This window comes from Microthrixaceae bacterium (genome assembly GCA_016702505.1).
GTDB lineage: Bacteria > Actinomycetota > Acidimicrobiia > Acidimicrobiales > Iamiaceae > Aquihabitans.
On the sequence record JADJDU010000009.1, the window covers coordinates 140,656 to 167,652 of the forward strand.

Genomic DNA, 26,997 nt, shown 5'->3' on the forward strand with positions numbered 1-26,997 from the left:
GGACAAATACGACCAACGCGGGCTAGGCCCGTCGCTCGTCCTGGATCAAGCCTCGGGGGTTGCGGCCAGTGGAGGCTCGGGCTCGTCGGCTGCTGCCTGAGCGGCCAGCCATTCCGATGCATCCAGCTCGCCGCCCTCATCGTCCGATGAGTAGAAGGCCATCGGCTCGTAGTGGGGGGCCACGGTGTCGATGTTGCGGTACTGGAGCATGCCGGTTCCGGCCGGGATCAGCTTTCCGATGATGATGTTCTCCTTCAGGCCGACCAACGAGTCGGACCGGGAGTCGATCGCCGCCTCGGTGAGCACACGGGTGGTCTCCTGGAAGGAGGCTGCCGAGAGCCACGAGTCGGTGGCCAGCGAAGCCTTGGTGATGCCCATGAGCTCGACGCGGCCTTCGGCCGGGCGCTTGCCCTCCTCGACCAGGAGCTTGTTGGCGTCAGAGAAGGCCTTCTGGTCGACCCGTTCGCCGGGGAGGAAGTCCGAGTCGTTGGCCTCGAGCACGCTGACCCGGCGGGTCATCTGGCGCACGATGAGCTCGATGTGCTTGTCGTGGATCGACACGCCCTGCTCTCGGTACACCTTCTGTACCTCTTCGACCAGGTAGGCCTGGGTTTCGCGCACACCGCGGATCTCCAGAAGCTCCTTGGGGTCTCGGGGACCTTCGACTAGGGCATCTCCGGCCTCGATCTCGGCCCCGTCCTCGACCTCGAGGCGCTGGACACCGGGGATTGTGTAGGTGTCCTCGGTGCCGTCGTCTCCGACGATGGTGATGACCCTGCCCTTGCCCTCGTCCTCACCGATGCGGACCACGCCGCTGGTGCGGGCCAAGGTGGCCTTGCCCTTGGGGCTGCGGGCCTCGAACAGCTCGACCACGCGGGGCAGACCACCGGCGATGTCGGACCCGGCCACACCACCGGTGTGGAAGGTACGCATGGTGAGCTGGGTGCCAGGTTCGCCGATCGACTGGGCGGCGATCACACCCACCGCTTCACCGACCTCGATGTCCTTGCCGGTGGCCAGCGACATGCCGTAGCTCGCCCCCGAGATTCCGGCCACCGAATCGTCGGTGAGCGGCGACAGGACACGGACCCGGGTGACAGAGGAGTCGTCTCGGAGCTTTTCCATGATCTCCTGGTTCACGACGGTGCCCCGAGCGAAGACGGTGCCGTCTTCACAGGTGACATCCGCAGCCAAGGTCCGGCTGTAGAGCTTGGTCTCCAGGTAGGTCCGCTCCATCCGGTCGGTAGCGCTTACCGGACGGGTACCTACGTAGTTGCCGGCCTGATCGACGTAACCGTCGGGGAACACGTTCTCGACCCAGATGCCACGGATCGGCGAACCGGTGGCCTCGGCCCGGGCGAACGGGTCCTCGTCGTTGATGATCAACTCTTGGGCCACGTCGACCAGACGCCGGGTGAGGTAACCCGAGTCGGCGGTCCGCAGAGCGGTGTCCACCAGACCCTTGCGGGCGCCGGGGGTGGCGATGAAGTACTCGAGCATCTCCAACCCCTCACGGAAGTTGGACTTGATCGGGCGGGGGATCATGTCACCACGAGGGTTGGCCACCAGGCCACGCATGCCGGCGATCTGACGGACCTGCATCATGTTTCCGCGGGCACCCGAGCCGACCATCATGTCGATCGGGTTGAACTGCTGGGCCTTGAGGTTCTTCTCCATCTCGGCGCGCACCTTGTCGGTGGCGTCGGTCCAGATCTCCACCTCCTTCTGGCGGCGCTCACCATCGGTGATGATGCCCTTGCGGAACTGCTCCTCGACCTTTTGGGCCTGAGCTTCGTGGTCCTCGAGGATCTGGGCCTTCTCGTCGGGCGTCTTAACGTCGTCGATCGAGATGGTGATGCCCGACTGAGCGGCATAGCGGAAGCACAGGTTCTTGATGGCGTCGAGGCTGGCGGCCACCACGCCCTTGGCTTCTTCGTTGGCCAGGCGGTCCACGACGTTGCCCATGATCTTCTTGTCCACCCGCTGGTTGATGAACTCGAACGAGTCCGGCAGCGCGGTGTTGAACAGGAGTCGGCCGGCAGTGGTCTTGTCTTCGATGAGACGTTCACCGGTGCCGTCCAACCCTCGGAACTCGATGAGGGCGTGAAGGGCCAGGTCACCGGCCTCATAGGCCCGCTCGACCTCGTGGAGGTGACGGAACACGCGACCCTCACCCTTGGCCCCCTCCACCTTCTCGGTGAGGTAGTAGGCGCCGATGATCATGTCCTGGGTGGGGGTCACCAGCGGACGACCGTGGGCGGGCGACAGCACGTTGTTGGCCGACAGCATCAGCACGCGGGCCTCAGCTTGAGCCTCGGCCGACAGGGGCAGGTGAACAGCCATCTGGTCGCCGTCGAAGTCGGCGTTGAAGGCGGTGCACACGAGCGGGTGGATCTGGATGGCCTTGCCCTCCACCAGCACCGGCTCGAACGCCTGGATGCCGAGGCGGTGCAGTGTGGGAGCCCGGTTCAACATGACCGGATGTTCCTTGATGGCCTCTTCGAGCACATCCCACACCTGGGGCTTGCGCCGTTCCACCATCCGCTTGGCCGACTTGATGTTCTGGGCCAGCTCGGCGTCCACCAGCTTCTTCATGACGAAGGGCTTGAACAGCTCGAGGGCCATGAGCTTGGGCAGGCCGCACTGGTGCAGCTTGAGCGTGGGGCCGACCACGATGACCGAACGGCCCGAGTAGTCGACGCGCTTGCCGAGCAGGTTCTGGCGGAACCGGCCCTGCTTGCCCTTCAACATGTCCGAGAGCGACTTGAGCGGGCGGTTGCCCGGCCCGGTCACGGGCCGGCCGCGTCGGCCGTTGTCGAACAGTGCGTCGACGGCCTCCTGGAGCATGCGCTTCTCGTTGTTGACGATGATCTCGGGGGCCCCGAGGTCCAACAGCCGCTTGAGGCGGTTGTTGCGGTTGATGACCCGGCGGTACAAGTCGTTGAGGTCCGAGGTGGCGAAACGACCACCGTCGAGCTGCACCATGGGTCGCAGCTCCGGCGGGATCACCGGCACCACGTCGAGGATCATGGCCCGGGGGTCGTTGATCCGACGGCCGTTCTCGTCTCGCTGGTTGAACGAGGCCACGATCTTGAGGCGCTTGATGGCCTTCTGCTTGCGCTGCGCCGACAGGGGCTTCTTGCCCTCCTCGGGGTCGATGGCGGCGCGGAGCTTGACCTCTTCCTCGTCGAGGTCGAGGTGGTTGATGAGCGACTTGATGGTGTCGGCGCCCATGCCGCCCTCGAAGTACTCGCCGTAGCGGTCCTCGAGCTCGCGCCACAGCATCTCGTCTTCGATGATCTGACGGGAGAAGAGGCCCTTGAACTCGTCGAAGGACCGCTGGAGCACGTCGAGCTCCAGTTCCCACCGTTCGCGGATGAGGGTCAGGTCCTTGTCGGCCTGCTTCTGACGGGCCTTGATGTCTGCATCCTTGGCGCCCTCGGCTTCCAGGGCGGCGATCTCGGCCTCGAGCTCTTCGAGGCGACGGGCCAGCTCCAGCTCCCGCTCGTTCTCGAGTTCCTCGCGTTCGGCGATCACCTCAGCCTCGAGGTTGGGGAGATCGGCATCGCGCTTCTCCTCGTCTACCGACACCACCAGGTTGGCGGCGAAGTAGATGACCTTCTCGAGCTGCTTGGCCTTGAGCTCCTCGCGGGGCTCGGTTCCCATCAGCAGGTAGGCCAACCAGGACCGAGTGCCACGCAGGTACCAGATGTGCACGGCCGGGGCGGCCAGCTCGATGTGGCCCATGCGCTCACGGCGCACCTTGGACCGGGTCACCTCGACGCCGCAGCGCTCACAGATGATGCCCTTGAAGCGCACCCGCTTGTACTTGCCGCAGTAGCACTCCCAGTCCTTGGTCGGACCGAAGATCTTCTCGCAGAAGAGCCCGTCCTTCTCCGGCTTGAGCGTGCGGTAGTTGATGGTCTCCGGCTTCTTGACCTCGCCGTTGGACCACATGCGGATGGAGTCCGCGGTGGCCAGGCCGATCCGGAGCTGGTCGAAGTTGTTGACGTCAAGCACGGTCGTGCTCCCTGGGGCAGGGGGGGGGGGGCCCGCGGCGGGGGGGGGGGGGGGGGCGGCCGCGGGGGGGCGCGGGGGGGGGGGGGGGGGCGGGGGGGGGGGGCTCGGGGTCTCGTGAAGTCCTCGATCAGTTCCGTCAGAGCCGACCGGCTCGGCGGCGCTCGTCTTCTTCGTCTGAACCACGTTCGGGTCGGCTCAAGTCGATGCCGAGCTCTTCGGCGGTGCGGAAGATGTCCTCGTCGAGCTCGCGCATCTCGATCTCTTCACCGGTCTTGGCGAGGACCTCGACGTTGAGGCACAGGGCCTGCATCTCCTTGATGAGCACCTTGAAGCTCTCGGGGATGCCGGGCTCGGGGATGTTCTCGCCCTTGACGATGGCCTCGTAGACCTTGACGCGGCCGAGCACGTCGTCGGACTTGATGGTGAGCAGTTCCTGGAGGCAGTAGGCGGCGCCGTAGGCCTCCAGGGCCCACACCTCCATCTCGCCGAACCGCTGGCCGCCGAACTGAGCCTTACCACCCAGCGGCTGCTGGGTGATCATCGAGTACGGGCCGGTGGAACGGGCGTGGATCTTGTCGTCCACCAAGTGGGCCAGCTTGAGGATGTACATGTACCCGACGGTGATCGGGTTGTCGTAGGCCTCGCCGGTGCGCCCGTTGTAGAGGGTGGTCTTGCCGTTGCTCTCGATGAGTCGCCCACCGTCGCCGTACTCCTCGAAGGGAGACTCGGGCGTGAGGTTCTCGAGGATCTGCTGGATGGTCGGGTGCTTCTTGGCGGCCTCGGCCTCGTCCCAGTAGGCGCCATCGAACACCGGGGTGGCGATCAACTTGGCCGGCGGGGTGGCGGGACGGGTCTTGGTCTCGTTGCGGACCGCTTCGTCTCCGACCTGACCCGACTTCTCGTGGTCCCAACCCCAGCGGGCGGCGTAGCCCAGATGGGCCTCCATGACCTGGCCCACGTTCATGCGGGACGGGACACCGAGGGGGTTGAGGATGATGTCGACGGGGCTGCCGTCGGCCAGGAAGGGCATGTCCTCGACCGGCAGGATCCGGCTGATGACGCCCTTATTGCCGTGGCGGCCGGCCAGCTTGTCGCCCACGCTGATCTTGCGACGCTGGCCGACGTACACCTTGACCAGCTGGTTCACACCGGGGGGAAGCTCGTGGCCGTCGGCGCGGGTCTGGACCTTGACGTCGATGACCTTGCCGGTCTCGCCGTGGGGAACCTTGAGGGAGGTGTCTCGAACCTCTCTGGCCTTCTCCACGAAGATGGCGCGCAGCAAGCGCTCCTCGGGGGTCAGCTCGGTCTCGCCCTTGGGGGTGACCTTGCCGACCAGGACGTCTCCAGCCTCGACCTCGGCCCCGATGCGGATGATTCCCCGCTCGTCGAGGTCGGCGAGGATGTCGTCGCTCAGGTTGGGGATGTCCCGGGTGATCTCCTCGGGGCCGAGCTTGGTGTCTCGGGCGTCGATCTCGTGCTCCTTGATGTGGATCGACGTGAGCACGTCGTCCTTCACCAGGCGCTCGGAGAGGATGATGGCGTCCTCGAAGTTGTAGCCCTCCCAGGGCATGAAGGCCACCAGCAGGTTCTTGCCCAGGGCCAGTTCACCGTTGTCGGTGGAGGGGCCGTTGGCCAAGATGTCGCCCTTGTGGAGCTTCTGGCCGGCGGCCACGATGGGCCGCTGGTTGATGCAGGTGTCCTGGTTGGAACGCTCGAACTTGGCCAGCTTGTAGACCTTCTTGCCGAGGGTCTTGTACTGGACGGTGATGAGCCGGCCGTCTACCTCGATCACCTCGCCGTCGTCGGCGGCGATGACCATGTCTGCCGCGTCGCGGGCGGCCCGGGCCTCGATGCCGGTGGCGATGTAGGGCGCTTCGGCCCGGATGAGCGGGACGGCCTGCTTCTGCATGTTGGCGCCCATGAGGGCGCGGTTGGCGTCGTCGTGCTCGAGGAACGGGATCAGCGCGGTACCGACCGACACGATCTGGCGAGGCGAGACGTCCATGAGCTGGACCTCGCTACCGGGGACGTACTGGATGTCGGTGGTCGCACCGAAGAAGATGTCTCGCTCGAGCTGGAGGCGCAGGTCTTCCAACGAGGCCGCCTGCGGCGAGCGGCGCACCAGCACGCGCTCCTCGGCGAAGGACCCATCGGCGTTGACCGGCGTGTTGGCCTGGGCGACGACGTACTCCTCCTCTTCGTCGGCAGCCAGGTAGACGATGTCGTCAGTGACCCGGCCATTCACGACCTTGCGGTACGGCGACTCGATGAACCCGAACTCGTTGACCCGGGCGAAGGTGGCCAGGCCGCCGATCAGACCGATGTTGGGGCCTTCTGGGGTCTCGATCGGGCACATCCGGCCGTAGTGGCTGAAGTGCACGTCTCGGACCTCGAAGCCGGCCCGCTCACGACTCAGACCACCGGGACCGAGAGCCGACAGCCGGCGGCGATGGGTGAGGCCCGACAGCGGGTTGACCTGGTCCATGAACTGGCTGAGCTGGGAGGTTCCGAAGAACTCCTTGATGGCAGCCACCACTGGGCGGATGTTGATGAGCGTCTGAGGGGTGATGGCCTCTACGTCTTGGGTGGTCATGCGCTCGCGCACCACCCGCTCCATGCGGGACAGGCCGATGCGGACCTGGTTCTGGATCAGTTCGCCCACCGAGCGGATGCGACGGTTGGCGAAGTGGTCCTGGTCGTCGAGGCGGTAGCCCGGGGTGGCCTGCACCAGGTGGAGCAGGTAGGTGCAGGCGGCCAGGACCTCACACCGGCTGAGCACCGGCTGGCCGGGCTCGGGTCGGTCGAGCTCGACCATCGGGAACAGCTCGGCGATCTTGTCCAGCTCGTGACCGAGCTTGCGGTCCAGCTTGTAACGGCCGACCCGGCTGAGGTCGTAGCGGCGGGGCTCGAAGAAGGCGTTGCGGAAGTAGGCCTTGGCCGACTCCACCGACGGCGGTTCGCCGGGGCGGGCCCGCTTGTAGATCTCCACCAGGGCTTCGTCTTGGGTGGTGGCGGTGTCTCGCTCCTTCTCCCACTGCCCTTCGAGGAAGTCGAAGTGACGGACGAAGGCGTCGATGAACCCGGGCGCGTTCTCTTCGTCGTATCCGAGAGCCCGGAGCAGCACGAAGATGCCGAGGCGGCGCTTGCGGGCCACGCGGGTGCCGGCGGTGACGTCCTTGCCGGGCTTGTGCTCTACGTCGAACTCGATCCACTCACCGCGGTAGGGGTGGATGGTGCCGGTGACGAGCTGGTGCTTGGCCAGGTTGCGGAGTCGGAAGCGCTCGCCGGGCTGGAAGATCACACCGGGGGAACGGACGAGCTGGCTGACCACCACGCGCTCGGTGCCGTTGATGACGAAGGTGCCCTTCTCGGTCATCTTGGGGAAGTCCCCCATGAAGACCGTCTGCTCCTTGATCTCGCCCGTGTTGTTGTTGACGAACGTGGCCCTCACGAAGATGGGGGCCGAGTAGGTCATGTCCCGCTCTTTGCACTCCTCGACGGTGAACTTGGGGGTAGGCCGCAGGTCCTCGTCGTTGGGGTCGAAGGACAGCTCGAGCTGGAGGGTCTCGGTGAAGTCCTTGATCGGCGAGATGTCGCGGAACGTGTCGGCCAGGCCCTGCTCGAGGAACCAGTCGAACGACTCTCGCTGGATGGCGATCAGGTCGGGAAGGGGCAGGACCTCGTCGAGGTTCGCAAACGAGTAGCGGTCCCGGATGGTTGAGCGGGAGGACAAGAGAAGTCTCCTGGGAAGCAGTCACGCGGGCAACCGTGGCGGGGCGCGCTGATCCGATCAACCATTTCTGGATCTCGACCCACTGCTCCACGGCAACGGGCGATCCTAGGGGACGGCGCGTCGCAAGTCCAACCAGGCCTTCGGGCCTAGCGGACGCGAACTGGGTTGCCGAGAAGGTAAACCCACCACCACCCCCGGTCAAGGACCTGAGCGGTCACAAACCCCGCCTCACCAAGTCCACCGCGAACCCCAGCAGCGCAACTAGAGCGCCGCCCCATCGCATGGCCGACCAGGCTCGCAGCCTGGCGAGGGCCGCCGTGCCCACAGCCACCATGGCCGCCATCATGCTCTGGCTGGTGGAGACCGATCACCTCACGGTGTTGCCGTCACGCCTCGAACTCGCCGTTCTCCTGTCATCTCGACACGGCGCACACCAAGAAAATTCCAACCGGAAGTCCAATTGATACCCGAAGCCGGATCTTATGGCAATATTCTAGATGTTCCTTGGTAGCCGCTCGCTTAATGGACCAAATGATCCGTGTTGCTAGTCCAAAAGTCAAGCCAGCCACCAATATCGCGGGCGCAACACAATCCTTCATCACAATCCAAGATCCTCCAAATATGTACCAGGAAGCCACGGACTGACAACGAGGGAGGGGCCACCAGGAATTTGAATACGGGTAAACGTACCATTCCGTACTTGGATTTCATCTGAGGATCCTCGCCAAAGAACTCGTTTGACTCCTCTCAAACCTCTCTTTACTGCCACTACCGTCGAAAGATCCGAATCTACCACCATTGCGCGGTAGGTCACCGCAGCGAACGGATAGGGCAACGGAGCGAGCGCAATATAAAGGTTTGACACACCAACAACAAATCTCGAGGTCGCCGACGTCATTTGAACTCCGTCAAACACTGCCACCAGAAGTGAGCGCCAGGCCTCTCGTATCTGAGCCTCGTCCATCACGGGAACCCACCAACCGAGATAATTGCTTCCCATTTGTCACCAACAAGGTCTGGGAGGACGCCGAACAGAAGACGTTTTAGATTACTCTGAAGCGTTCTCTCCTCAGCCGTAAGCGGACGGTCACAGTTTTGCATTTGCCTGTATCCCCGAAGCAGGTTGAGACCACCAGACACGAGAAGATATCCTGCTAAGGCCTTGGACAGGCCCGATGGCTCGGGAACGATTGGAGCGAAGAATCCCTGTTCTACTTTTACCAACCCTTTTGTCATATTGACTACACCGGCGCCGCACCTTCCGTAATCGAAATTCCCAAGGTCCCGCCTCAATACCGGCAGAAGATCTCGAAGGTCCAGTAACGCTTGGTCAGCACCAAGGACGTACCCCAGCACCTCCAACGCTGCATCTGGGCATGGCAACCCCATTACACACAATCCGGTCGGGTCCGTCCTGTTGGCGGGATTTCCACCGACGTATCCGTAGGGTTCTTCGGTGATGGCTACGAGGGGGTCTTGGGTCGTGAATTGCCCCGTCACTGGGTCGTAGTGGCGGGCTCTTAGGTAGATGTAGCCGGTTTCGGGGTCGTGGTATTGGCCGGTGTATCCGGCTAATGGTTGTTCGAGCCACCAGTTGGTGTTTGCGATGATTTCACCGTGGGCGTTGTAGGTGATGGTGTTGCGGGTGGTTCCATTCGCGTTGGTGGTAAGCCGGGTCGAGCCTTGATGGTCTTGGTGAAGGTATTGGACTTCTCCGGTGGTGTTGATCTGATAGATCGCTGTCCCGCCCGGCCCGTAGATCACATACGCGCTCTGTGCGCCTTGATGCTCAGAGAGCAACAACGGCAGACCGCCGCTGGCGGTCCATGTGTGTTCCTTACGCCACTCCACACCGGTGCCAGCCGTGTTGTCGAGTTGCTTGGCGGTGCGCATGCCGGTGGTGTCGTATTCGTAACGCCACGTCCGCGTCGGCGCCCGGAACACGCCGATCACATCGACCGCGACATCAGTTTGGGTCCAGGATCCGATCGTGAGCGTCCCGGTGTCGGTGAGCGGGATGATCATGGTGGTCGAGGCGTGTTGGGCTGGGTCGAACACCACGATCCCGCCACCCAAGTCGGCGTCGGTTGTCCCAACACCCAGCACACCGGTGCCGGTCGGGTTGATAGCGGTGACCGAAACCATGACCGCCATGATCTCACCACTCAGCCCGCCCTGCCCCGTGACCGCGACTTCGACCGGTGTGTTCGCCTGGAGCGTGTCACACGGGGCGTTGTCACAGACACCGGTGCCGGTGGTGGTGTCCACGAGACGGGTGGGGGCATCGAGAAGATCCAGGCCGAGACCGGTGTCGTTTCCGGTGGGGATCTTCCAATACCCCGTCACCGCCACCCTGATGTTGGTGGGGCCGGCGGCGTGGAGGGTGATGGTGCCGTCAGGGTTCAACGGAACCGTGAACACACCAGCGGCACCGACACTGCCCGTTTCCCACACCAACTCACCCGCCGAGGCGGTCGCATTCGGGGCCACCCGCACCTGGCCACCAGAAGCGTTCTGGGCCAGGATCGACACGGTGACCGCGTTCACCCCTGTGGCTGGGATCCCACCGTGACCGGCGGTAGCGATGTCGGTTTCACCCGCCGGGAGAGTCCCACACGGCGAGCCGTCACACACACCAGTACCCGACGTGGATTCGGCGGTGACTGCGGGGGTGACCGGCCAGTAGTTCAGGGCCGGCACCCACGGGGACGGTGCCCGGAAGTACCCGACCACATCGACCGACACATCCACACCCACCCCACTAGCCAAGGTGATCGTCCCGTTCGCTGCGACCTTCGCCGTCACGGTCTGAGCCGAGGTTTGTCCCGCGTTGAGCGGGAGGGTTCCCGCGGCGGCGTCACCAGCGGGGTTCACTTCCAACCAGCCATCACCAGTTGTGCCGGACGCGATGATCGACACCACCACCGCCGTCACCCCCGACGCCGGCACACCACCCACACCAGCGACCTTCACCGCGACAGGGTCATCAGCGGCGATCCTCGCGCACGGGGCACCATCACAAGTCCCAGCACCCGTCGTGGTGTCGACGATGCGAGACGCGGGGACTGGGACGTATTGGCGGACGGTGTCGTCTTGCCACGTCGTGGGCAGGACCGCGCTGGTCATGCGGTTCTCGGCATCAAACCCATACGTTGCGGTCGTTCCCGACGGGAACGTCATCGAGGTCCGGTTCCCGCGGGCGTCATAGCCATAGGTGGTGGCATCAGCGGGTGGAGTCCCACAATCACCGCCCTCGGCGGTTTGCGATGTCCAACACAAGCGTTGGGCGGGGTCGAACACCTGCAGCACCCCATCTGCGTCGACCAGGTTCGTGGCCGCATCAAACCCGAACCCCTCCGTCCCGGTCGCGGTCAGTCGGTCCCGGTCGTCATAGCCCCACGACTGGTTCTGGCCAGCCACGACCCCGGTGCCGGTGACTGTGGTGACCTGGCCCTTCAAGTCACGGGGCCCATAGGAGAGCGAGCCGAGCACCGTGGAGCCACGGTTCCAAGACACGCCGACCATCCGATCAGCGCGATCAAAGCTGTAGACGTCACGGTTCTGTGACGACACCGGGAACACCGTTTCGGACCAGTTGCTGTTCTGGTCATAGCCAAACGTTGTCAGCCGCCCGGTCCAGTCCGTGACCGACTCCAACCGTCCCGCATCATCGAACTCTCTGATCACCGGCGTGGACTGGCCCGGGTAACCAATCGACGTCAGGTTCGATGCGTCGTCCCAGCCATAGGTCGTAGTGCGGGCGTTCACATCCGTGTGGGACTTCAACCTGGAACGCTGATCCCACACCCACATCTCAGTATCACCACCGCGCGACGCGTGAGTACGGCGACCCACAGCGTCATAGGTGATGGCAGTGATGTCTGGGGTAGCCGGATCGGCGTAATCGACACCGGTCGGGCGGCCCGCCAAGTCATACGCGTACGTGATGCAACCGGTCCGGGGTGCAACACAACTGCCGCCAGGCTGGGTCACCGACCCCAGGTGGCCCTCACCGTTCCAGCCATAGGAGGTGACCTCCCCGACCGGGTCCGTCACCGACTCGAGACGGCCAAGCCCGTCATAGCCATAGACCCATTCGCCGTTCAGTTCGTTCACGAACCTGGTCCGGCGTCCATCAGGGTCATACTCATAGCTCCGTGCCCCCGGACCGGGCGGATCCACCACCTCGAGACGATCCACCACGTCATACCCATAGGTCGTGACATCACCTGTGGTGACCGTCGCAGACAACCCGGTCTCCACCCGGACCATGTTCCCGTTCAGGTCGTAACCGGTCTTCACCCGGTTCCCCAACGGATCGGTCTCCTCGACCACCCGACCAAACTCATCAGACACCAACCTGGTTTTCCACAGGTCAGGGTCAGCGCCCACCAGATTGCCTTTCGGGGAAACCACCCACTCCAAACGCCCGATCGGGTCATAGCCCATCGACGTCTTGTTCCCCAACGGGTCCGTCACCGACACCATGTCCCCGGTTCCGGGATCATAGGAATACGCCCAGTGCTGGCTACGACCGTCGATCACCTCCACCAGATCATCGCGGTGAACCGGGTCATACACCAACGACGTCGACGCCTCATCAAGCGTGCCCGCCGCGTCGACCACCGTCTCGGGCATCCCATCAGCGTTATAGCCAACCGTCGAGGTCACCACATTCACAGTCGACGCTGGCAGCGGGGCCGCGGTCTCACCTACCGACACCGACGTCACCTGATCAAACAAGTTGTAGGTCCAACGCGTCACCCGCCCCGACGCATCCCTAGCCATCTCACGGTTCCCACGAGCATCGTTCTCGAACACCACCACCCCAGCCGGGCTGGTCAACTTCTCACACGCGAACGTGACCGGATCCCGTTCCCACACGGTCACCTGCTCGAAGGCCGTACCCGGAGCCAGAGTGGTCGACTCGTGCACCCCATGGGTGTTGTAGTGATCGATACGCCGCATACCCGACGGGAACACAATCGTGGTCGACCCCGGAACCGGGGTGAAATAGTTCAACTCGGTGCGTTGCTCCGCCTCATCAACCTGAGAAACCACCCGCCCCAGATGATCATAGGTGTTCACAATCTGAGGACCCGACGGTTGATGAACCGGCCGGCGAACCTTCCACAAACGATGCCCAGAAAAGTATTCGAAAGACCACACCCCACCACCAACATCGGTAAACGAAACCAGATCACCCCACTGGTCATAATCCATAGACACTGACCGCACACCATCAGACACCGTCTCGACACGGCCCGCGTTCCAACCAAACGTCAACCGGCGTTCCGCCTCATCTTCCATGAACACGACCTCACCGCTGCCATCACGAGAAACCACCGTCTCGTTACCGAACTGATCCCCCAACCCCACCACACGACCAGGGCGAGTTCAACCGGTCATCGCGACAGCGTGATGGTAGTGGTGGGCGGCGGTGGTCCAGTCGAGTGAGCGTCGGGGGATGGTGTTGATGTGGTGGGCGATTCGGTCGAGGTCGGCTTGGGTGTAGATCGAGAGGTCGGTGCCTTTGGGGAGCCAGCGTCGGATAAGGCCGTTGGTGTTCTCGTTGGTTGGGCGTTGCCATGGTTTGTGGGGGTCGCAGAAGTAGATGTCGATTCCGGTGGCTTGGGCGATGGCGGGGTGGTTGGCCATCTCGCTGCCGCGATCCCAGGTGAGGGTCAGTCTCAGCTCGGGTGGGATCGTTTCGAGGGTGGCGGTGAGGGCGTGTTGGGTGCTCAAAGCGGTGTAGGCACAGTTGGGTGTGTCGTGGCGGGCGAGCCACAGGTACCGGGTTTTGCGGTCGACGAGGGTGATGATGGCGGACTGGTTGCGGGCGCCGATGATCTGGTCGCCTTCGAGGTGACCGACCTCTGCCCGTGCCTCGGCGGCGGGTGGGCGGTTGTGAATGATGTTGAACTGGCCGAGAACGCTGGATCGTTGCTGGCTATGGCGTTGACCGGTGTGTCGGCGTCGTGGACGACGGCGGTGCAACATCTTGTAGACCTTGGTGGGCAGGCCGTGACGTTTCGGGGCGTAGACGCCCTGGTAGATCGTTTCGTGGGAGATGTTGGCGGTATAGCCGTGGAGGCCTTGGGCCAACTCGATCGAGATCGTCATCGGCGAATCTCCGGCCACGAGACGTTTGGTCACCTGCCACGCCAGTTCGGGTTCAGCGACCAGCATCGGTGCTTTTGGTCGCAATCGTGCCTTGTCAGCTCGGACCTGCGCTTTGGTCGCGGTGTACGCGGCTCGGCCACCGTTGCAGGCGATCTCGCGTCCGATCGTGCTGCGATGACGTCCCAGCCCGCGGGCGATACAGGCGTCGGAGTCACCGCGTTCGATCCCAGCGCGGATTTGCTCACGATCAGACGCGGTGAGTGGGTTAGCTGGCATGCTGGGACTCTCCATCGGTTCAGGGTGCTGTGTAGACAGCGGCCATCATGGCCGCCATCACGCTCTGACCGGTGGAGACCCATCACCTCACGGTGTTGCCGTCACCCCTTGAACCCGCCGACACCCCCCAAAGTGGGGCCAAATCAGACCAGCGTTCTCAGTTATCATCAATGCCTACGATTGGATTCCTGAATTCCGGATGGACAAGTAGCTTGTCGCTCAAATTGTCCGGCGCGAAGGACGCTATCAATTTGACCAATTCTGAGGTCTCGGCAACTGGCCTCCTACTCCCAGGCGCCCACGCGACCCCCGGGGGAACTGGGAGGAGAATATTCTCCCTGGTAATCAGCCAGACCCGCAGGTTTGTCCGGTCCTCAGCCAATATGACGACACCGGCGATCTCCTGCCACGAGTAGGATAGGGAAACAAATTGATTGTAAACAATACAAATCCCCTTGGCATCAACGCGAGCTGACCTAGCGACGGCAGCGGCTATGTAGTGGACTCCGAAACCAAGGCACAATGCAGCGCCCATTAGCCCAACGGGAGTAAACACTGACCAGAGACCGAAGCCTATGAAGACTACGCCCAAGGCCAATGAAGCATCCTGAAATCTTGACCGAATCGAAAATCCACCCGGCGCCATAGCAACACGCAGCCCGATCATCTACCTACGGTCCAATCGATCATCAGGCGCGAACGACCAGAGTTTGTCCAGAATGTGAGGCAGCTGATAACCGACACCTTGCAGGTCAAAGAAGTAGCCGCACAGTGCATGGAGGTAAATCGGGCTGCCACCTCCCGCGCGCATGAGGGTTACTTCAACCCTACCACCAAGACTAGTTGGCATCTGGACTTGCGGCTGACTAGCATCACGCCAAGGAATACATTCGTCTCGGGTGAGTGGTCTAGAAACTACAATTCCCTTGTCGCATCCAGTCACTTTCTGAGCTGCTTGACCTAAAGTCCACACACCCGCAACTAGCAGGAAGGCACATAATGGCCAAGCCCCACGATTGGTGACGAGAACTATGGAGGTCGAGACTGCGAGGAAGATTACCCTTGCCACCATTCTGCCTCTCGCCTTGCGGATCACAACACTGTCGGACGCCAAGATGGTTACAAATGGGCTGCTCAACTCTCACAACCAAGCGCCGATTCCACCGACCTATCGCGACTTACCCATCCTACGCCATAGCTGGCAAGTGACGCCCCGGTGGCAAGAGTTCCATTTCTTACCAGGAGCCCCGAGGTAGCCCCACGGGGACGCGCCCAGTAGATGAGGAGCGGCACTCCATATTGGTTGACCATTGCATGCCTGACCTCCCGCAAAGTACGGGTCGCTTTAAGTGGGATGACTGCGAGCAAGATGTCAAATAGAGTTCCAGCAGCAAAGGCCCAGGAGAGCCCGTGCACATTGTAGCGATCATAGGCATTGAGCGCTACAATCGCCGCGTTCGCAGCAAAGCACCAGCCCGCGCTGGCGGTGCACGCGATTGCCACCACTGCTGCCTGAACAAAGGGATTTCTGAGCGTCGACTCATCGAGACGGAACTCGGGAAATGGAAATCCATTCGCGTTTGCCCACCCTACAGTGGGACCCACCCACTGCCCAGCAGCAGATGGATTTCCGCCCGCAAAACTGTAGGGGTTGATTCCGATGCTTGAGAGTGGGTGGCTGGATGTGTATTGGCCGCTTTGGGGGTCGTAGGAGCGGGTTCCGGTGTGGATGTAGCCGGTTTCGGTGTCGTGTTGCAGCGAGGCGAACCCGATTAGCGGTTGCTCGAGCCACCAGTTGGTGTTTCCTGAGATGTGCCCAGTGGTCTCATAGGTGATGGTGTTGCGGGTAGTGCCGTTGGGGTTGGTGGTAAGCCGGATTGAACCCTGGTGGTCCTGGTGCAGATATTGGACTTCGCCCGTGGTGTTGATCTGATAGATCGGTACTCCGCCGGGACCGTGGATCACAAGTGCCGTCTGGGACCCTTGGTGTTCGGCCAACAGCAAGGGCCGCCCTCCCACCATCATCCAGCTGAACTCTTTGCGCCATTCGGCGCCGGTGCCAGATGTGTTGTCGAGTTGTTTGGCGGTGCGCATGCCGGTGGTGTCGTATTCGTAACGCCACGTCCGCGTCGGCGCCCGGAACACCCCGATCACATCGACCGCCACGTCAGTTTCGGTCCATGATCCGATCGTGAACGTCCCGGTGTCGGTGAGCGGGATGATCATGGTGGCCGATGCGTGTTGTGCTGGGTCGAACACCACGACCCCGCCACCCAAGTCGGCTTCGGTTGTGCCAACACCGAGAACTCCGGTGCCGGTCGGGTTGATAGCGGTGACCGAAACCATGACCGCCATGATCTCACCCGACAGCCCGCCCTGCCCCGTGACCGCGACCTCGACCGGTGTGTTCGACTGGAGCGTGTCACACGGGTCGTTGTCACAGACACCGACGTTGGTGGTGGTGTCGACGAGTCGGGTGGGGGCTTCGAGCAGTTCCAGGCCGAGTCCGGTGTCGTTTCCGGTGGGGATCTTCCAGTAGCCCGTGACCGCCACCCTGATATCGGTGGCACCAGTGGTTTCCAAAGTGACCGTCCCGTCAGGGTTCAACGGAACGGTGAACACCCCAGCAGCACCGACACTGCCTGCCTCCCACACCAACTCCCCCGCCGAGGCGGTCGCATTCGGGGCCACCCGGACCTGGCCGCCGTTGGCGTTCTGCGCCAGGATCGACACCGTCACAGCGTTCACCCCAGCAGCGGGAATGCCGCCGTGACCAGCGGTAGCGATGTCGGTTTCACCAGCGGGCAGAGTCCCGCACGGCGAACCATCACAAGTCCCGACACCCGAGGCCGATTCGGCGGTAACAGCGGGGGTGACCGGCCAGTAGTTCAGGGCTGGAACCCACGGGGACGGCGCCCGGAAATAGCCGACCACATCAACGGACACATCCACCCCAACATCAGAAGCGAGCACGATGGTGCCGTTGGCGGCGACCTTCGCCGTCACCGTCTGAGCCGACGTTTGCAAGGCGTTGAGCGGCAGCGTCCCCGCGGCGGCGTCACCGGCCGGGTTCACCTCCAACCAGCCATCCGATGTGGTGCCCGATGCGATGATCGACACTGCCACCGCCGTCACCCCCGTGGCGGGAATACCACCCACACCAGCGACCTTCACCGCCACCGGATCACCAGCGGCGATACGGGCACACGGCGCGCTGTCACAAGTTCCGGTGCCCGCCGCGCTGTCCGCAATGCGGGTAGCAGCAACCGGTACGTACTGGCGGACGGTGTCGTCTTGCCACGTCGTCGGCAACACCGCCGAAGTCATGCCGTTCTCGGCATCAAACCCGAAGGTTGCGGTCGTTCCCGACGGATAGGTCATCGACGTCCGGTTCCCGCGGGCGTCATAGCCGTAGGTGGTCGCATCCTCAGGTGGGGTCCCACAATCACCGCCCTCCGCGGTTTGCGATGTCCAACACAAGCGTTGGGCGGGGTCGAACACCTGCAACACACCGTCCTGGTCGACCAGGTTCGTGGCCGCATCAAACCCGAACCCCTCCGTCCCAGTCGAAGTGAGGCGGTCCCGGTCGTCATAGGACCACGACTGGTTCTGACCAGCGACCACGCCGGTGCCGGTGACGGTGGTGACCTGGCCCTTCAAGTCACGGGGCCCATAGGAGAGGCTGCCCAGCACGGTGGAGCCGCGGTTCCAAGACACTCCGACCATCCGATCAGCGCGGTCAAACGAGTAGACGTCACGGTTCTGTGACGACACCGGGAACACCGTTTCGGACCAGTTGCTGTTCTGGTCATAGCCAAACGTTGTCAGCCGCCCGGTCCAGTCCGTGACCGACTCCAACCGTCCCGCCTCATCGAATTCTCTGGTCACCGGAGCGGACTGGCCGGGGTAGGAGATCGACGTCAGGTTTCCGGTGTCGTCCCACCCGTAGCTGGTGGCACGGCCGTTCACATCGGTGTGGGACTTCAACCGCGACCGGCGATCCCAGACCCAACTTTCGGTGTCACCGCCCCGCGACGCGTGAGTGCGGCGGCCAACAGCGTCATAGGTGATGGCAGTGATGTCGGGGGTGGCCGGATCGGCGTAGTCGACACCGGTCGGGCGGCCTGCCAAGTCATAGGAGTAGGTGATGCAATCGGTTCGGGGTGCAACACAGGTGCCGCCGGGCTGGGTCACCGACCCGAGGTGGCCCTCACCGTTCCAGCCATAGGAGGTGACTTCCCCGACTGGGTCGGTCACGGACTCGAGACGGCCAAGCCCGTCATAGCCATAGACCCATTCGCCGTTCAGTTCGTTCACGAACCTGGTTCGGCGTCCATCAGGGTCATACTCATAGCTCCGTGCCCCCGGACCGGGCGGATCCACCACCTCGAGACGATCCACCTCGTCATACCCATAGGTCGTGACGTCGCCTGTGGTGACCGCAGCTGACAACCCGGTCTCCACCCGGTTCATGTTCCCGTTGGCGTCGAACCCGGTCTTTACCCGGTTCCCCAACGGGTCGGTCTCCTCGACCACCCGACCAAACTCATCAGACACCAACACCGTCTTCCACAACTGCTGGTCAGCACCGACCAGGTTGCCTTTCGGGGCCACCACCCACTCCAAACGCCCGATCGGGTCATAGCCCATCGACGTCTTGTTCCCCAACGGGTCCGTCACCGACACCATGTCCCCGGTTCCGGGATCATAGGAATAGGTCCAGTGCTGGCTACGACCGTCGATCACCTCCACCAGATCACCGCGGTGCACCGGGTCATACACCAACGACGTCGACGCCTCATCAAGCGTGCCCACAGCGTCGACCACCGTCTCGGGCATCCCATCAGCGTTATAGGCAACCGTCGAGGTCACCACATTCACAGTCGACGCTGGCAACGGGGCCGCGGTCTCACCCACCGACACCGACGTCACCTGATCAAACAAGTTGTAGGTCCAACGCGTCACCCGCCCCGACGCATCCCTAGCCATCTCCCGGTTCCCACGAGCATCATTCTCGAACACCACCACCCCAGCCGGGCTGGTCAACTTCTCACACGCGAAAGTGACCGGATCCCGTTCCCACACGGTCACCTGCTCGAAGGCCGTACCCGGAGCCAGAGTGGTCGACTCGTGCACCCCATGAGTGTTGTAGTGATCGATACGCCGCATACCCGACGGGAACACAATCGTCGTCGACCCCGGAACCGGAGTGAAATAGTTCAACTCGGTGCGCTGGCCCGCCTCATCAACCTGAGCAACCACCCGCCCCAGATGATCATAGGCGTTCACAATCTGAGGACCCGACGGTTGATGAACCGGTCGGCGAACCTTCCACAAACGATGCCCAGAAAAGTATTCGAAAGACCACACCCCACCACCAACATCGGTAAACGAAACCAGATCACCCCACTGGTCAAAAGCCATAGACACTGACCGCACACCATCAGACACCGTCTCGACACGGCCCGCCTGCCAACCAAACGTCAACCGGCGGCCCGCCTCATCTTCCATGAACACGACCTCACCGCTGCCATCACGAGAAACCACCGTCTCGTTGCCGAACTGATCCCCCAACCCCACCAGACGACCAGCCGCGTCAAACCGGAACACCTCGAAATGATTCCTGGTGAACACCCAACCACCACCCGGAACCGCCACCAAAGAGGCCCGGAACCGACCCGGCGCCACCCAACCACCCGAACCATCCGGACCGAACCGAACCGTCGACCCGCCCTCCTGAGTGACCACCCGATCCGCACCAGCCGCAGCCACCTTCATCCCCAACACCGAAGACCACCCAAAACCCACCACAGAATCCGACCACGCCGCCGACGAATTGTAGACAACCCCAAACCCCAAACCCGCGCCCCGACCATCCACCCCAACACCAGGCAACGGGAAATTGATACTCCCAGTCCGAGTATCCACCGGATCAGCCACACCCCGAGACGTACCACACTGATCCACCATCGCCGGATTCGGACCCGCCGTCTCCGAATCATCAAAATCACCCGTCGGACACGCCGGAGCCCCAACCGACTCCACCGGGTCACCACTCGGATCCGTCAACGAAAACGTGACCGACCACTCGAAACCGAGACCCTGAGAAGCGCGCTCAGACCGAACGCTCATCGACACGACCCGGCCAGAAGATCCATGATTCTGGTAGCCGGCATACATCACATATGGATCGATCTCGACCCACTGCTCGCCCGCACTTCCCACGCTGACCAACCCCGCAGTTGAATCAACCAGAGGATCACCCGACACACCATCAAAAGCCCGAAACGTCGGCCTATACGAGCCATGATCGCTTCCCCACCCAAACTGGGTATGAACCCGACCCTCCACCGTCGCGACCAACCGAGCCCCCGCCGGCACCCACACCCCCACAAAAGCCTCAGGCGACCACTGCTGAATCCCCAGATGAGACACCGACACCCGCTGCGACGAAGTACACCACAACGCCGGCGCACCTACCGGCGAATCACCGCCACCTACCGGCTCCGCCGCTCCCACAGGGGGGGACGCAATCAAGGCAAGTCCGCCAACCAGAACCGCCCACAACACCCCGACACCAACAAAACGCCGCTCCACGCCACCATCCCAAGAGCCGACCAAGATGACCTCCGATCGGCATTTCCAATCCAGAACTCGAGCCAAACTTCGCGGTGGCGAACGCCCAGGACACACGCCACGACCTGGACATCGAGGTTGCTAGGGATCTGCGCGTCACGGATGACGGCGACCTTGCTACCTGCTTCGCAGTTGGTTCGGCGGCTCGAGCGCTGTCGGGTCTAGAGGGCTACGGGGGAGCCGGGGCCGAGGGGGAGACCCAATGCCCACCAGGCGACGAACAGCAGGATCCAGGCCACGGTGATGGCCACCACGTAGGGGATCATCAGGGCCAGGATCGTGCCCATGCCGGCGTCGCGCTTGTAGCGCTGAGCGACGGTGACGATGAACGGCAGGTACACCATGAGGGGCGTCACCACGTTCATGGGTGAGTCGCCGATCCGGTAGGCGGCCAACACCGTCTGGGGAGCCACTCCCAGCCTGGTGAAGATCGGAATGAACACCGGGGCGAAGATCGCCCACTTGGGCACCACCCCAGGAATGATCACGTCCAACACGATGATCACCAAGATGAAGCCGATCAGCAACGGCAACGCCCCGAGCCCGGCCGATTCGAGCAGACCGGCCATCTGCACCGCCAACACGCGGGGGATGTTGGTGAAGTTGAAGAAGGCTATGAACTGGGCGATCATCAACAACATGAAGACCAACCCGGCCAGGCCGGCGAAGGTCTTGGTAACCCCGGTGATCACATCGGCGCTAGAGGTGATGGTCCCGGCACCCTTGCCGTAGGCGATGCCGCACACCAAGAAGATCAAAGTGATCAAGAAGATCAGGCTGGCCATGAACGGCGTGTTACCGATGATGTCGCCGCTGACCGGATCACGCAACGGCGCCCCGGGCGGGGCGGTGGCCAAGGCGATGAGCCCGAACATGACCAGCATGGCCCGGAAGGCGTACTTGAGCCCCAGGGCCTCGGCTTCATGGTCGACTCCGTCGCCCTCGGCCTGGTCGTCTGGGGTGTCGGCCACGGCCGGTCCGGCGTCGGGGCCACCGGCGGCCACGGCGGGTTCAAGGGGTGACGGCAACACCGTGAGGTGATGGGTCTCCACCGGTCAGAGCGTGATGGCGGCCATGATGGCCGCTGTCTACACAGCACCCTGAACCGATGGAGAGTCCCAGCATGCCAGCTAACCCACTCACCGCGTCTGATCGTGAGCAAATCCGCGCTGGGATCGAACGCGGTGACTCCGACGCCTGTATCGCCCGCGGGCTGGGACGTCATCGCAGCACGATCGGACGCGAGATCGCCTGCAACGGTGGCCGAGCCGCGCACACCGCGACCAAAGCGCAGGTCCGAGCTGACAAGGCACGATTGCGACCAAAGCACCGATGCTGGTCGCTGAACCCGAACTGGCGTGGCAGGTGACCAAACGTCTCGTGGCCGGAGATTCGCCGATGACGATCTCGATCGAGTTGGCCCAAGGCCTCCACGGCTATACCGCCAACATCTCCCACGAAACGATCTACCAGGGCGTCTACGCCCCGAAACGTCACGGCCTGCCCACCAAGGTTCACAAGATGTTGCACCGCCGTCGTCCACGACGCCGACACACCGGTCAACGCCATAGCCAGCAACGATCCAGCGTTCTCGGCCAGTTCAACATCATTCACAACCGCCCACCCGCCGCCGAGGCACGGGCAGAGGTCGGTCACCTCGAAGGCGATCAGATCATCGGCGCCCGCAACCAGTCCGCCATCATCACCCTCGTCGACCGCAAAACCGGTACCTGTGGCTCGCCCGCCACGACACACCCAACTGTGCCTACACCGCTTTGAGCACCCAACACGCCCTCACCGCCACCCTCGAAACGATCCCACCCGAGCTGAGACTGACCCTCACCTGGGATCGCGGCAGCGAGATGGCCAACCACCCCGCCATCGCCCAAGCCACCGGAATCGACATCTACTTCTGCGACCCCCACAAACCATGGCAACGCCCAACCAACGAGAACACCAACGGCCTTATCCGACGCTGGCTCCCCAAAGGCACCGACCTCTCGATCTACACCCAAGCCGACCTCGACCGAATCGCCCACCGCATCAACACCATCCCCCGACGCTCACTCGGCTGGACCACCGCCGCCCACCACTACCATCACGCTGTCGCGATGACCGGTTGAACTCGCCCACCCACGTCGGGTCACCTTCGGCGGGGTCATAGGCTCCAAGCCGGGGTTCGACGATCCGTTGGGTCACGATCACCGCCACCAAGGCCATGGCGAACGACGACACGATCGAGAAGTAGAGGTTGGCGGTGATGGTCAACGGTTCACCAGCGGTACCGATGGCCTCGTTGGTGATCTCGTTGAGCATCGAGTCCACCGGGGTGATCAACACATTCACTGCGAACACGGCCCCCACCCCGGCATAGGCGGCAGCCATGCCCGCTAGAGGGTGGCGACCGAGGGTGAAGAAGGCGGTGGCCGCCAACGGAATCAAGATCAGATACCCGGCGTCGGAAGCCACGCTGGACAGCACGCCCACGAAGATGATGAAGAACCCGATCAGGCTGGCCGGGGCCACTGCCACCAGCTTGCGGATCAACGCCCCCATCATCCCGGCGTGCTCGGCCACACCCACACCAGCCATGGCCACGAACGTCACCGCCACCACCGCGAACCCGGCGAAGTTGTTCACGAACGACGACAGCATGAACCGCACGCCGTCCACCGACAACAAGCTCTGGACCTCGAAGGTCTGCTCCTGCACCGTGTACTCGGGCAGGGTCACCTGTTGGCCGGTGGTCAGGTCGTAGGGCACCACCGACCCGCCGAGCTGATCTTGGAGGGCCTGGAGTTTGGCCAGCGGAACCGGCGTGGCCACCTCTTCGGTGACCGACACGTCGAAGGCGGCCAGCACCGCCGAGATCACCATCACCCCGAGGATCAGGTACAAGAACATGATCACCGGGTGGGGGACCTTGTTCCCCACCTTCTCGATCTTGTCCAGGAACCCCCCACCGGCGGACTCCTCGTGGACCGTTGCGGTCTCAGCCATGGTCAGGTCTCCGTTCCGGCTGCTCAGCCGACCAGGTCACGCAGGTAGCGGGTCACGATCCCGACACCAGCACCGGTGCCGCCGCTGGCCATGTAAGGCTTCTTGGGAGCGTCGATCCAGGCGGTGCCGGCGATGTCGAGGTGGACGAAGGGGAAGTCCCCGGCGAAGTGGGCCAGGAACGCCCCGGCGGTGATCGAACCTCCGGCAGGGCCGGCCAGGTTCTTGAGGTCGGCGTTCTCGGCCTTGACCATCTCCCGGTAGTCGTCCCACAGCGGCAACTGCCAGGCCCGGTCCCCCGACGCCTGACCCGCCGCCAAGACACCATCGGCCAAGGCCTGGTCGGTGGCCATCAGACCCGACGCATGGTTGGCCAACGCCACGATGACGGCGCCGGTCAGGGTCGACAACTCGATGATGGCATCGGGTTGGTAGCGCTGGGCGTAGTGGAGTCCGTCGGAGAGGATCACCCGACCCTCAGCGTCGGTGTTGAGAATCTCGATGGTGGTGCCGGAGAGAGTTGTGACGATGTCGCCGGGCCGGTAGGACCGTCCGCTCGGCATGTTCTCGGCCGATGGCACCAGCCCGACCACATGTATCGGTAGTCCCAGTTCGGCCACCACCTGCATGGCCCCGAACACGGCCGCCGAACCGCCCATGTCGTTCTTCATCCACAACATGCCGTCCGCCGGCTTGATGTTGAGACCGCCAGAGTCGAAGGTGAGGCCCTTGCCCACCAGGCAGATCGTGGGCACGCCTTCCAGGTCGGCGCCGTACTCCATGATGATGAACCGAGGAGGGCTGTCCGAGCCGGTGCCCACGGCCAAGATCCCGCCGAAGCCCTGATCGGCCAGTGCCACCTCGTCCAGCACCGTGACCGATACGGCCGGGTTGCGTTCGCCCAGCGCGACGGCCTGATCGGCCAACTGGGGCGGCGTCTTCATCGCACCGGGGGTGTTGACCAGGTCACGGGCCAGGATCACGCCACGGGCCAGGGCCTGTCCGGTGGCAACCCCTTCGGCCATCGCCGCGTCGTCGCTGAGCAACACCACCGACTCGACCTCGAACGATTCGTTGTCGGTGAGGTTGGTCCGGTGCCGGAGGAACCGGTAGGCACCCAGTTCCAGACCGGTGGCCAAGGCTTCACCGAGGCGAGCGCCGCTCACTGCCAGGTCGCCAGGGACACTGACCACGACAGAAGCCTCTCCGAAGGGACGGGCGGCACGAATGGCCGAAGCCGCGGCCTGACGTATCCCCTCCTCGTCGAGCGCATCGGCCGGACCTAGCCCCACCAGCACCACCCGCCGAGCAGCTACGGCTCCACGGGGGTAGGCCACCACGGTCTGGTTGGGAGCAGCGCTGAAGTCGGCCTCCTCCACCAAGCCGACCAACGCCGACGGCAGCTCACCTCCCTGGAGGCACAGGACCACCACAACCCCGCCATCGTGGGTGGCCAGATCACCGGGACGAACTTCGATCTGCACGGTCGACCTCCAAGGGGACCAAGGTGCATCTCACCCCAACCCGGACCGCACCATAACCGCGCCACTCCTTCCGGGATCCACCGATGACGACCGGCTGTTCGACGCTGCTCGCCAGCGGCGGGTCCTACGCCAGACCAGCGGCCAGACTGGGGCCATGGCCGACCTGCTCACGCACCGTCCCGTGGCCGTCGACGATCCCCACGATCCCCGGATCGCCGAGTACGCCGGGCTGCGCGACCACGACCTGCGCCGACGGCGGGAATCACCGGGCGGGGACCTCGACGGCATCTTCATCGTCGAAGGCGACCTGGTGGTCCAACGAGCCCTGGAAGCCGGCTACCGGGTCCGATCCGTGCTGATCGACGCCACCCGCAAGGCCCCCCTCCCGGCCGCACTTCCCGACGAGGTCACCGTCTTCGCGGCGGGACCCGACGTCGTACGGCGCATCACCGGCATGGGCGTCCACCGCGGGATGATGGCGGTGATGGCCCGTCGTGCCGTTCCCTCGCCCGAGGCGGTTCTGGGCGCTGCCACCCGGATCGTGGTACTCGAGGGGGTGGTCAACCCCACCAACCTCGGGGTCATCGCCCGTAGTGCCGTCGCCCTGGGAGCAGACGGACTGCTGCTCGATCCGACCTGTGTGGATCCGCTCTACCGACGAGCCAGCCGGGTGGCCATGGGCGAGGTGTTCCGACTCCCCTACGCCCGCCTTCCCCGCTTTCCCGCCGGGTTGGACATGGTCACTGGTGCCGGCTTCTCGCTTCTGGCACTCACCCCCGACCCGGCAGCAACGTCGATCGACGACCTCACCTTCGCCGCCGATGAGAAGGTAGCGCTGGTACTGGGCGCAGAAGGAGCCGGATTGACCAACGACACCCTCGACAAGGTGGGTCGACCGGCCCGCATACCCATCCACGGCGACGTGGATTCACTGAACGTGGCCGCCGCCGCGGCCATCGCGTGCTTCGTGCTCGGGAGAGGCAGACCATGAGCCAAGGTTCCATGCCAGCGGGGACCCCGTGGCAACCACCATCGATCGATCGACCAGCACCCCCGGTCGGGGACACCGCCCCCGACGAAACCCGACGCTCCACGGTGGAGGTCACAGATGTCGGCCGACTGGTGGACGGCATGGCGCGGTGGCTTCCACGCTTCGCCCGCAGGATGCAGCAGGTGGTGCTGATCATGTCGTGGCTGGCCGGCCTCACCGGTGCAGTCGCACTGCTCGTCGGCCTTTGGGCATGGCACGATCCAGCCATCGAAGCCGCGGTGCCACTCGTCTTCACCGTGCCAGCCGTGATAGCTCCCTACCTTGCCGTCCGGCGGATTCGGCCGCTGGCGGCGGCGGTCAGCCAGCCCGAGGAGACGGCTCGCCAGGCCCGGTCCTACTTCGCCGGGCTCACCCAGAGCCCGGAGTTGGACGAGCTGATCCGCCGGGCTGCGGCCAGTCGCGGCCGGGGAGATTCTCTGAAGGTCGGCGGTGCGTGGCGAACCAGTCGGCTGTTGGGCAAGGTCGTTGGCAAGTTCACCCCCGACCCCCAAACTCAGCCCCTGGTTGCAGCCGTCGCACCTTCGAACCTGAAAGTGGCATGGCTGTGGGTGATCGTTTCCTGGTGGGCCTGGATCGTGGCCTTGATCGTGGGTTTCGCTGCTGCCACCAGCTTGGCCGTGGAGGCCATCGTCTGAACCCAACGCAATTGGCGACGGCCCCTGAGGATCCCCAGCAGG

Annotated in this window: 14 protein-coding genes; 5 read left to right on the forward strand and 9 right to left on the reverse strand. The window is 63.7% G+C overall.

What is annotated here, in order from left to right; translation table 11 throughout:
• Positions 1-45: 45 nt before the first annotated feature.
• The 7 genes from rpoC to IPG97_10535 form a co-directional block, all read right to left on the reverse strand.
• Positions 46-4,020 (reverse strand): DNA-directed RNA polymerase subunit beta', encoded by a 3,975-nt coding sequence (gene rpoC / locus IPG97_10505; GenBank protein ID MBK6856953.1) that lies wholly within the window; start codon positions 4,018-4,020, stop codon positions 46-48.
• Positions 4,021-4,156: 136 nt separating this feature from the next.
• The gene (locus tag IPG97_10510; GenBank protein ID MBK6856954.1) at positions 4,157-7,753 is read right to left on the reverse strand and encodes a DNA-directed RNA polymerase subunit beta; all 3,597 of its coding nucleotides are present in this window, start codon (positions 7,751-7,753) and stop codon (positions 4,157-4,159) included.
• Positions 7,754-8,716: 963 nt separating this feature from the next.
• A complete protein-coding gene (locus IPG97_10515; protein ID MBK6856955.1) occupies positions 8,717-12,814 on the reverse strand; it encodes an RHS repeat-associated core domain-containing protein in 4,098 nt (1,365 codons plus the stop codon).
• A gap of 336 nt (positions 12,815-13,150) precedes the next feature.
• Complete coding sequence (locus tag IPG97_10520) at positions 13,151-14,152, reverse strand: IS30 family transposase (protein ID MBK6856956.1); 1,002 nt, start codon at positions 14,150-14,152, stop codon at positions 13,151-13,153.
• A gap of 157 nt (positions 14,153-14,309) precedes the next feature.
• Positions 14,310-14,819: a hypothetical protein gene (locus IPG97_10525; protein ID MBK6856957.1), complete on the reverse strand. Its 510-nt coding sequence runs from the start codon at positions 14,817-14,819 to the stop codon at positions 14,310-14,312.
• A 467-nt stretch (positions 14,820-15,286) separates the two neighbouring features.
• A complete protein-coding gene (locus IPG97_10530; GenBank protein ID MBK6856958.1) occupies positions 15,287-19,930 on the reverse strand; it encodes a hypothetical protein in 4,644 nt (1,547 codons plus the stop codon).
• Positions 19,931-20,949: 1,019 nt separating this feature from the next.
• Positions 20,950-21,672 carry an AbgT family transporter gene (locus IPG97_10535; GenBank protein ID MBK6856959.1) on the reverse strand — a complete coding sequence of 241 codons (723 nt, stop codon included), beginning with the start codon at positions 21,670-21,672 and terminating at the stop codon, positions 20,950-20,952.
• A 239-nt stretch (positions 21,673-21,911) separates the two neighbouring features.
• Here IPG97_10535 and IPG97_10540 point away from each other — a divergent pair, with 239 nt between their 5' ends.
• From IPG97_10540 to IPG97_10550, 3 genes are read left to right on the forward strand one after another with little or no spacing between them, the layout of a single operon-like run.
• The gene (locus tag IPG97_10540; GenBank protein ID MBK6856960.1) at positions 21,912-22,157 is read left to right on the forward strand and encodes a helix-turn-helix domain-containing protein; all 246 of its coding nucleotides are present in this window, start codon (positions 21,912-21,914) and stop codon (positions 22,155-22,157) included.
• Positions 22,121-22,567: an IS30 family transposase gene (locus IPG97_10545; protein ID MBK6856961.1), complete on the forward strand. Its 447-nt coding sequence runs from the start codon at positions 22,121-22,123 to the stop codon at positions 22,565-22,567. The genes IPG97_10540 and IPG97_10545 overlap by 37 nt, the downstream gene beginning before the upstream one ends.
• On the forward strand, positions 22,564-22,911 hold the full coding sequence (locus tag IPG97_10550; GenBank protein ID MBK6856962.1) for an IS30 family transposase: 348 nt from the start codon (positions 22,564-22,566) through the stop codon (positions 22,909-22,911). Before IPG97_10545 ends, IPG97_10550 begins: the two co-directional genes overlap by 4 nt.
• On the opposite strand, the gene IPG97_10555 is transcribed toward IPG97_10550, so the two are convergent.
• Complete coding sequence (locus IPG97_10555; GenBank protein MBK6856963.1) at positions 22,832-23,788, reverse strand: AbgT family transporter; 957 nt, start codon at positions 23,786-23,788, stop codon at positions 22,832-22,834. The two genes, IPG97_10550 and IPG97_10555, sit on opposite strands and share 80 nt — an antisense overlap.
• Positions 23,789-23,811: 23 nt before the next feature.
• On the reverse strand, positions 23,812-25,269 hold the full coding sequence (locus tag IPG97_10560; protein MBK6856964.1) for a leucyl aminopeptidase: 1,458 nt from the start codon (positions 25,267-25,269) through the stop codon (positions 23,812-23,814).
• A 154-nt stretch (positions 25,270-25,423) separates the two neighbouring features.
• Here IPG97_10560 and IPG97_10565 point away from each other — a divergent pair, with 154 nt between their 5' ends.
• Positions 25,424-26,260 (forward strand): RNA methyltransferase, encoded by an 837-nt coding sequence (locus IPG97_10565; protein ID MBK6856965.1) that lies wholly within the window; start codon positions 25,424-25,426, stop codon positions 26,258-26,260.
• Between the two features lie 11 nt (positions 26,261-26,271).
• Complete coding sequence (locus IPG97_10570) at positions 26,272-26,955, forward strand: hypothetical protein (protein MBK6856966.1); 684 nt, start codon at positions 26,272-26,274, stop codon at positions 26,953-26,955.
• The last annotated feature ends 42 nt before the right edge of the window (positions 26,956-26,997 follow it).

What these genes read in the sequence shown, in the direction of transcription:
- IPG97_10520 (MBK6856956.1), bottom strand. Translation starts at nt 14,152, where the DNA reads ATGCCAGCTAACCCACTCACCGCGTCTGATCGTGAGCAAATCCGCGCT.
- IPG97_10525 (MBK6856957.1), bottom strand. Translation starts at nt 14,819, where the DNA reads ATGATCGGGCTGCGTGTTGCTATGGCGCCGGGTGGATTTTCGATTCGG.
- IPG97_10530 (MBK6856958.1), bottom strand. Translation starts at nt 19,930, where the DNA reads ATGAAGGTGGCTGCGGCTGGTGCGGATCGGGTGGTCACTCAGGAGGGC.
- IPG97_10535 (MBK6856959.1), bottom strand. Translation starts at nt 21,672, where the DNA reads ATGCTGGTCATGTTCGGGCTCATCGCCTTGGCCACCGCCCCGCCCGGG.
- IPG97_10540 (MBK6856960.1), top strand. Translation starts at nt 21,912, where the DNA reads ATGCCAGCTAACCCACTCACCGCGTCTGATCGTGAGCAAATCCGCGCT.
- IPG97_10545 (MBK6856961.1), top strand. Translation starts at nt 22,121, where the DNA reads ATGCTGGTCGCTGAACCCGAACTGGCGTGGCAGGTGACCAAACGTCTC.
- IPG97_10555 (MBK6856963.1), bottom strand. Translation starts at nt 23,788, where the DNA reads ATGGCTGAGACCGCAACGGTCCACGAGGAGTCCGCCGGTGGGGGGTTC.
- IPG97_10565 (MBK6856965.1), top strand. Translation starts at nt 25,424, where the DNA reads ATGGCCGACCTGCTCACGCACCGTCCCGTGGCCGTCGACGATCCCCAC.
- IPG97_10570 (MBK6856966.1), top strand. Translation starts at nt 26,272, where the DNA reads ATGCCAGCGGGGACCCCGTGGCAACCACCATCGATCGATCGACCAGCA.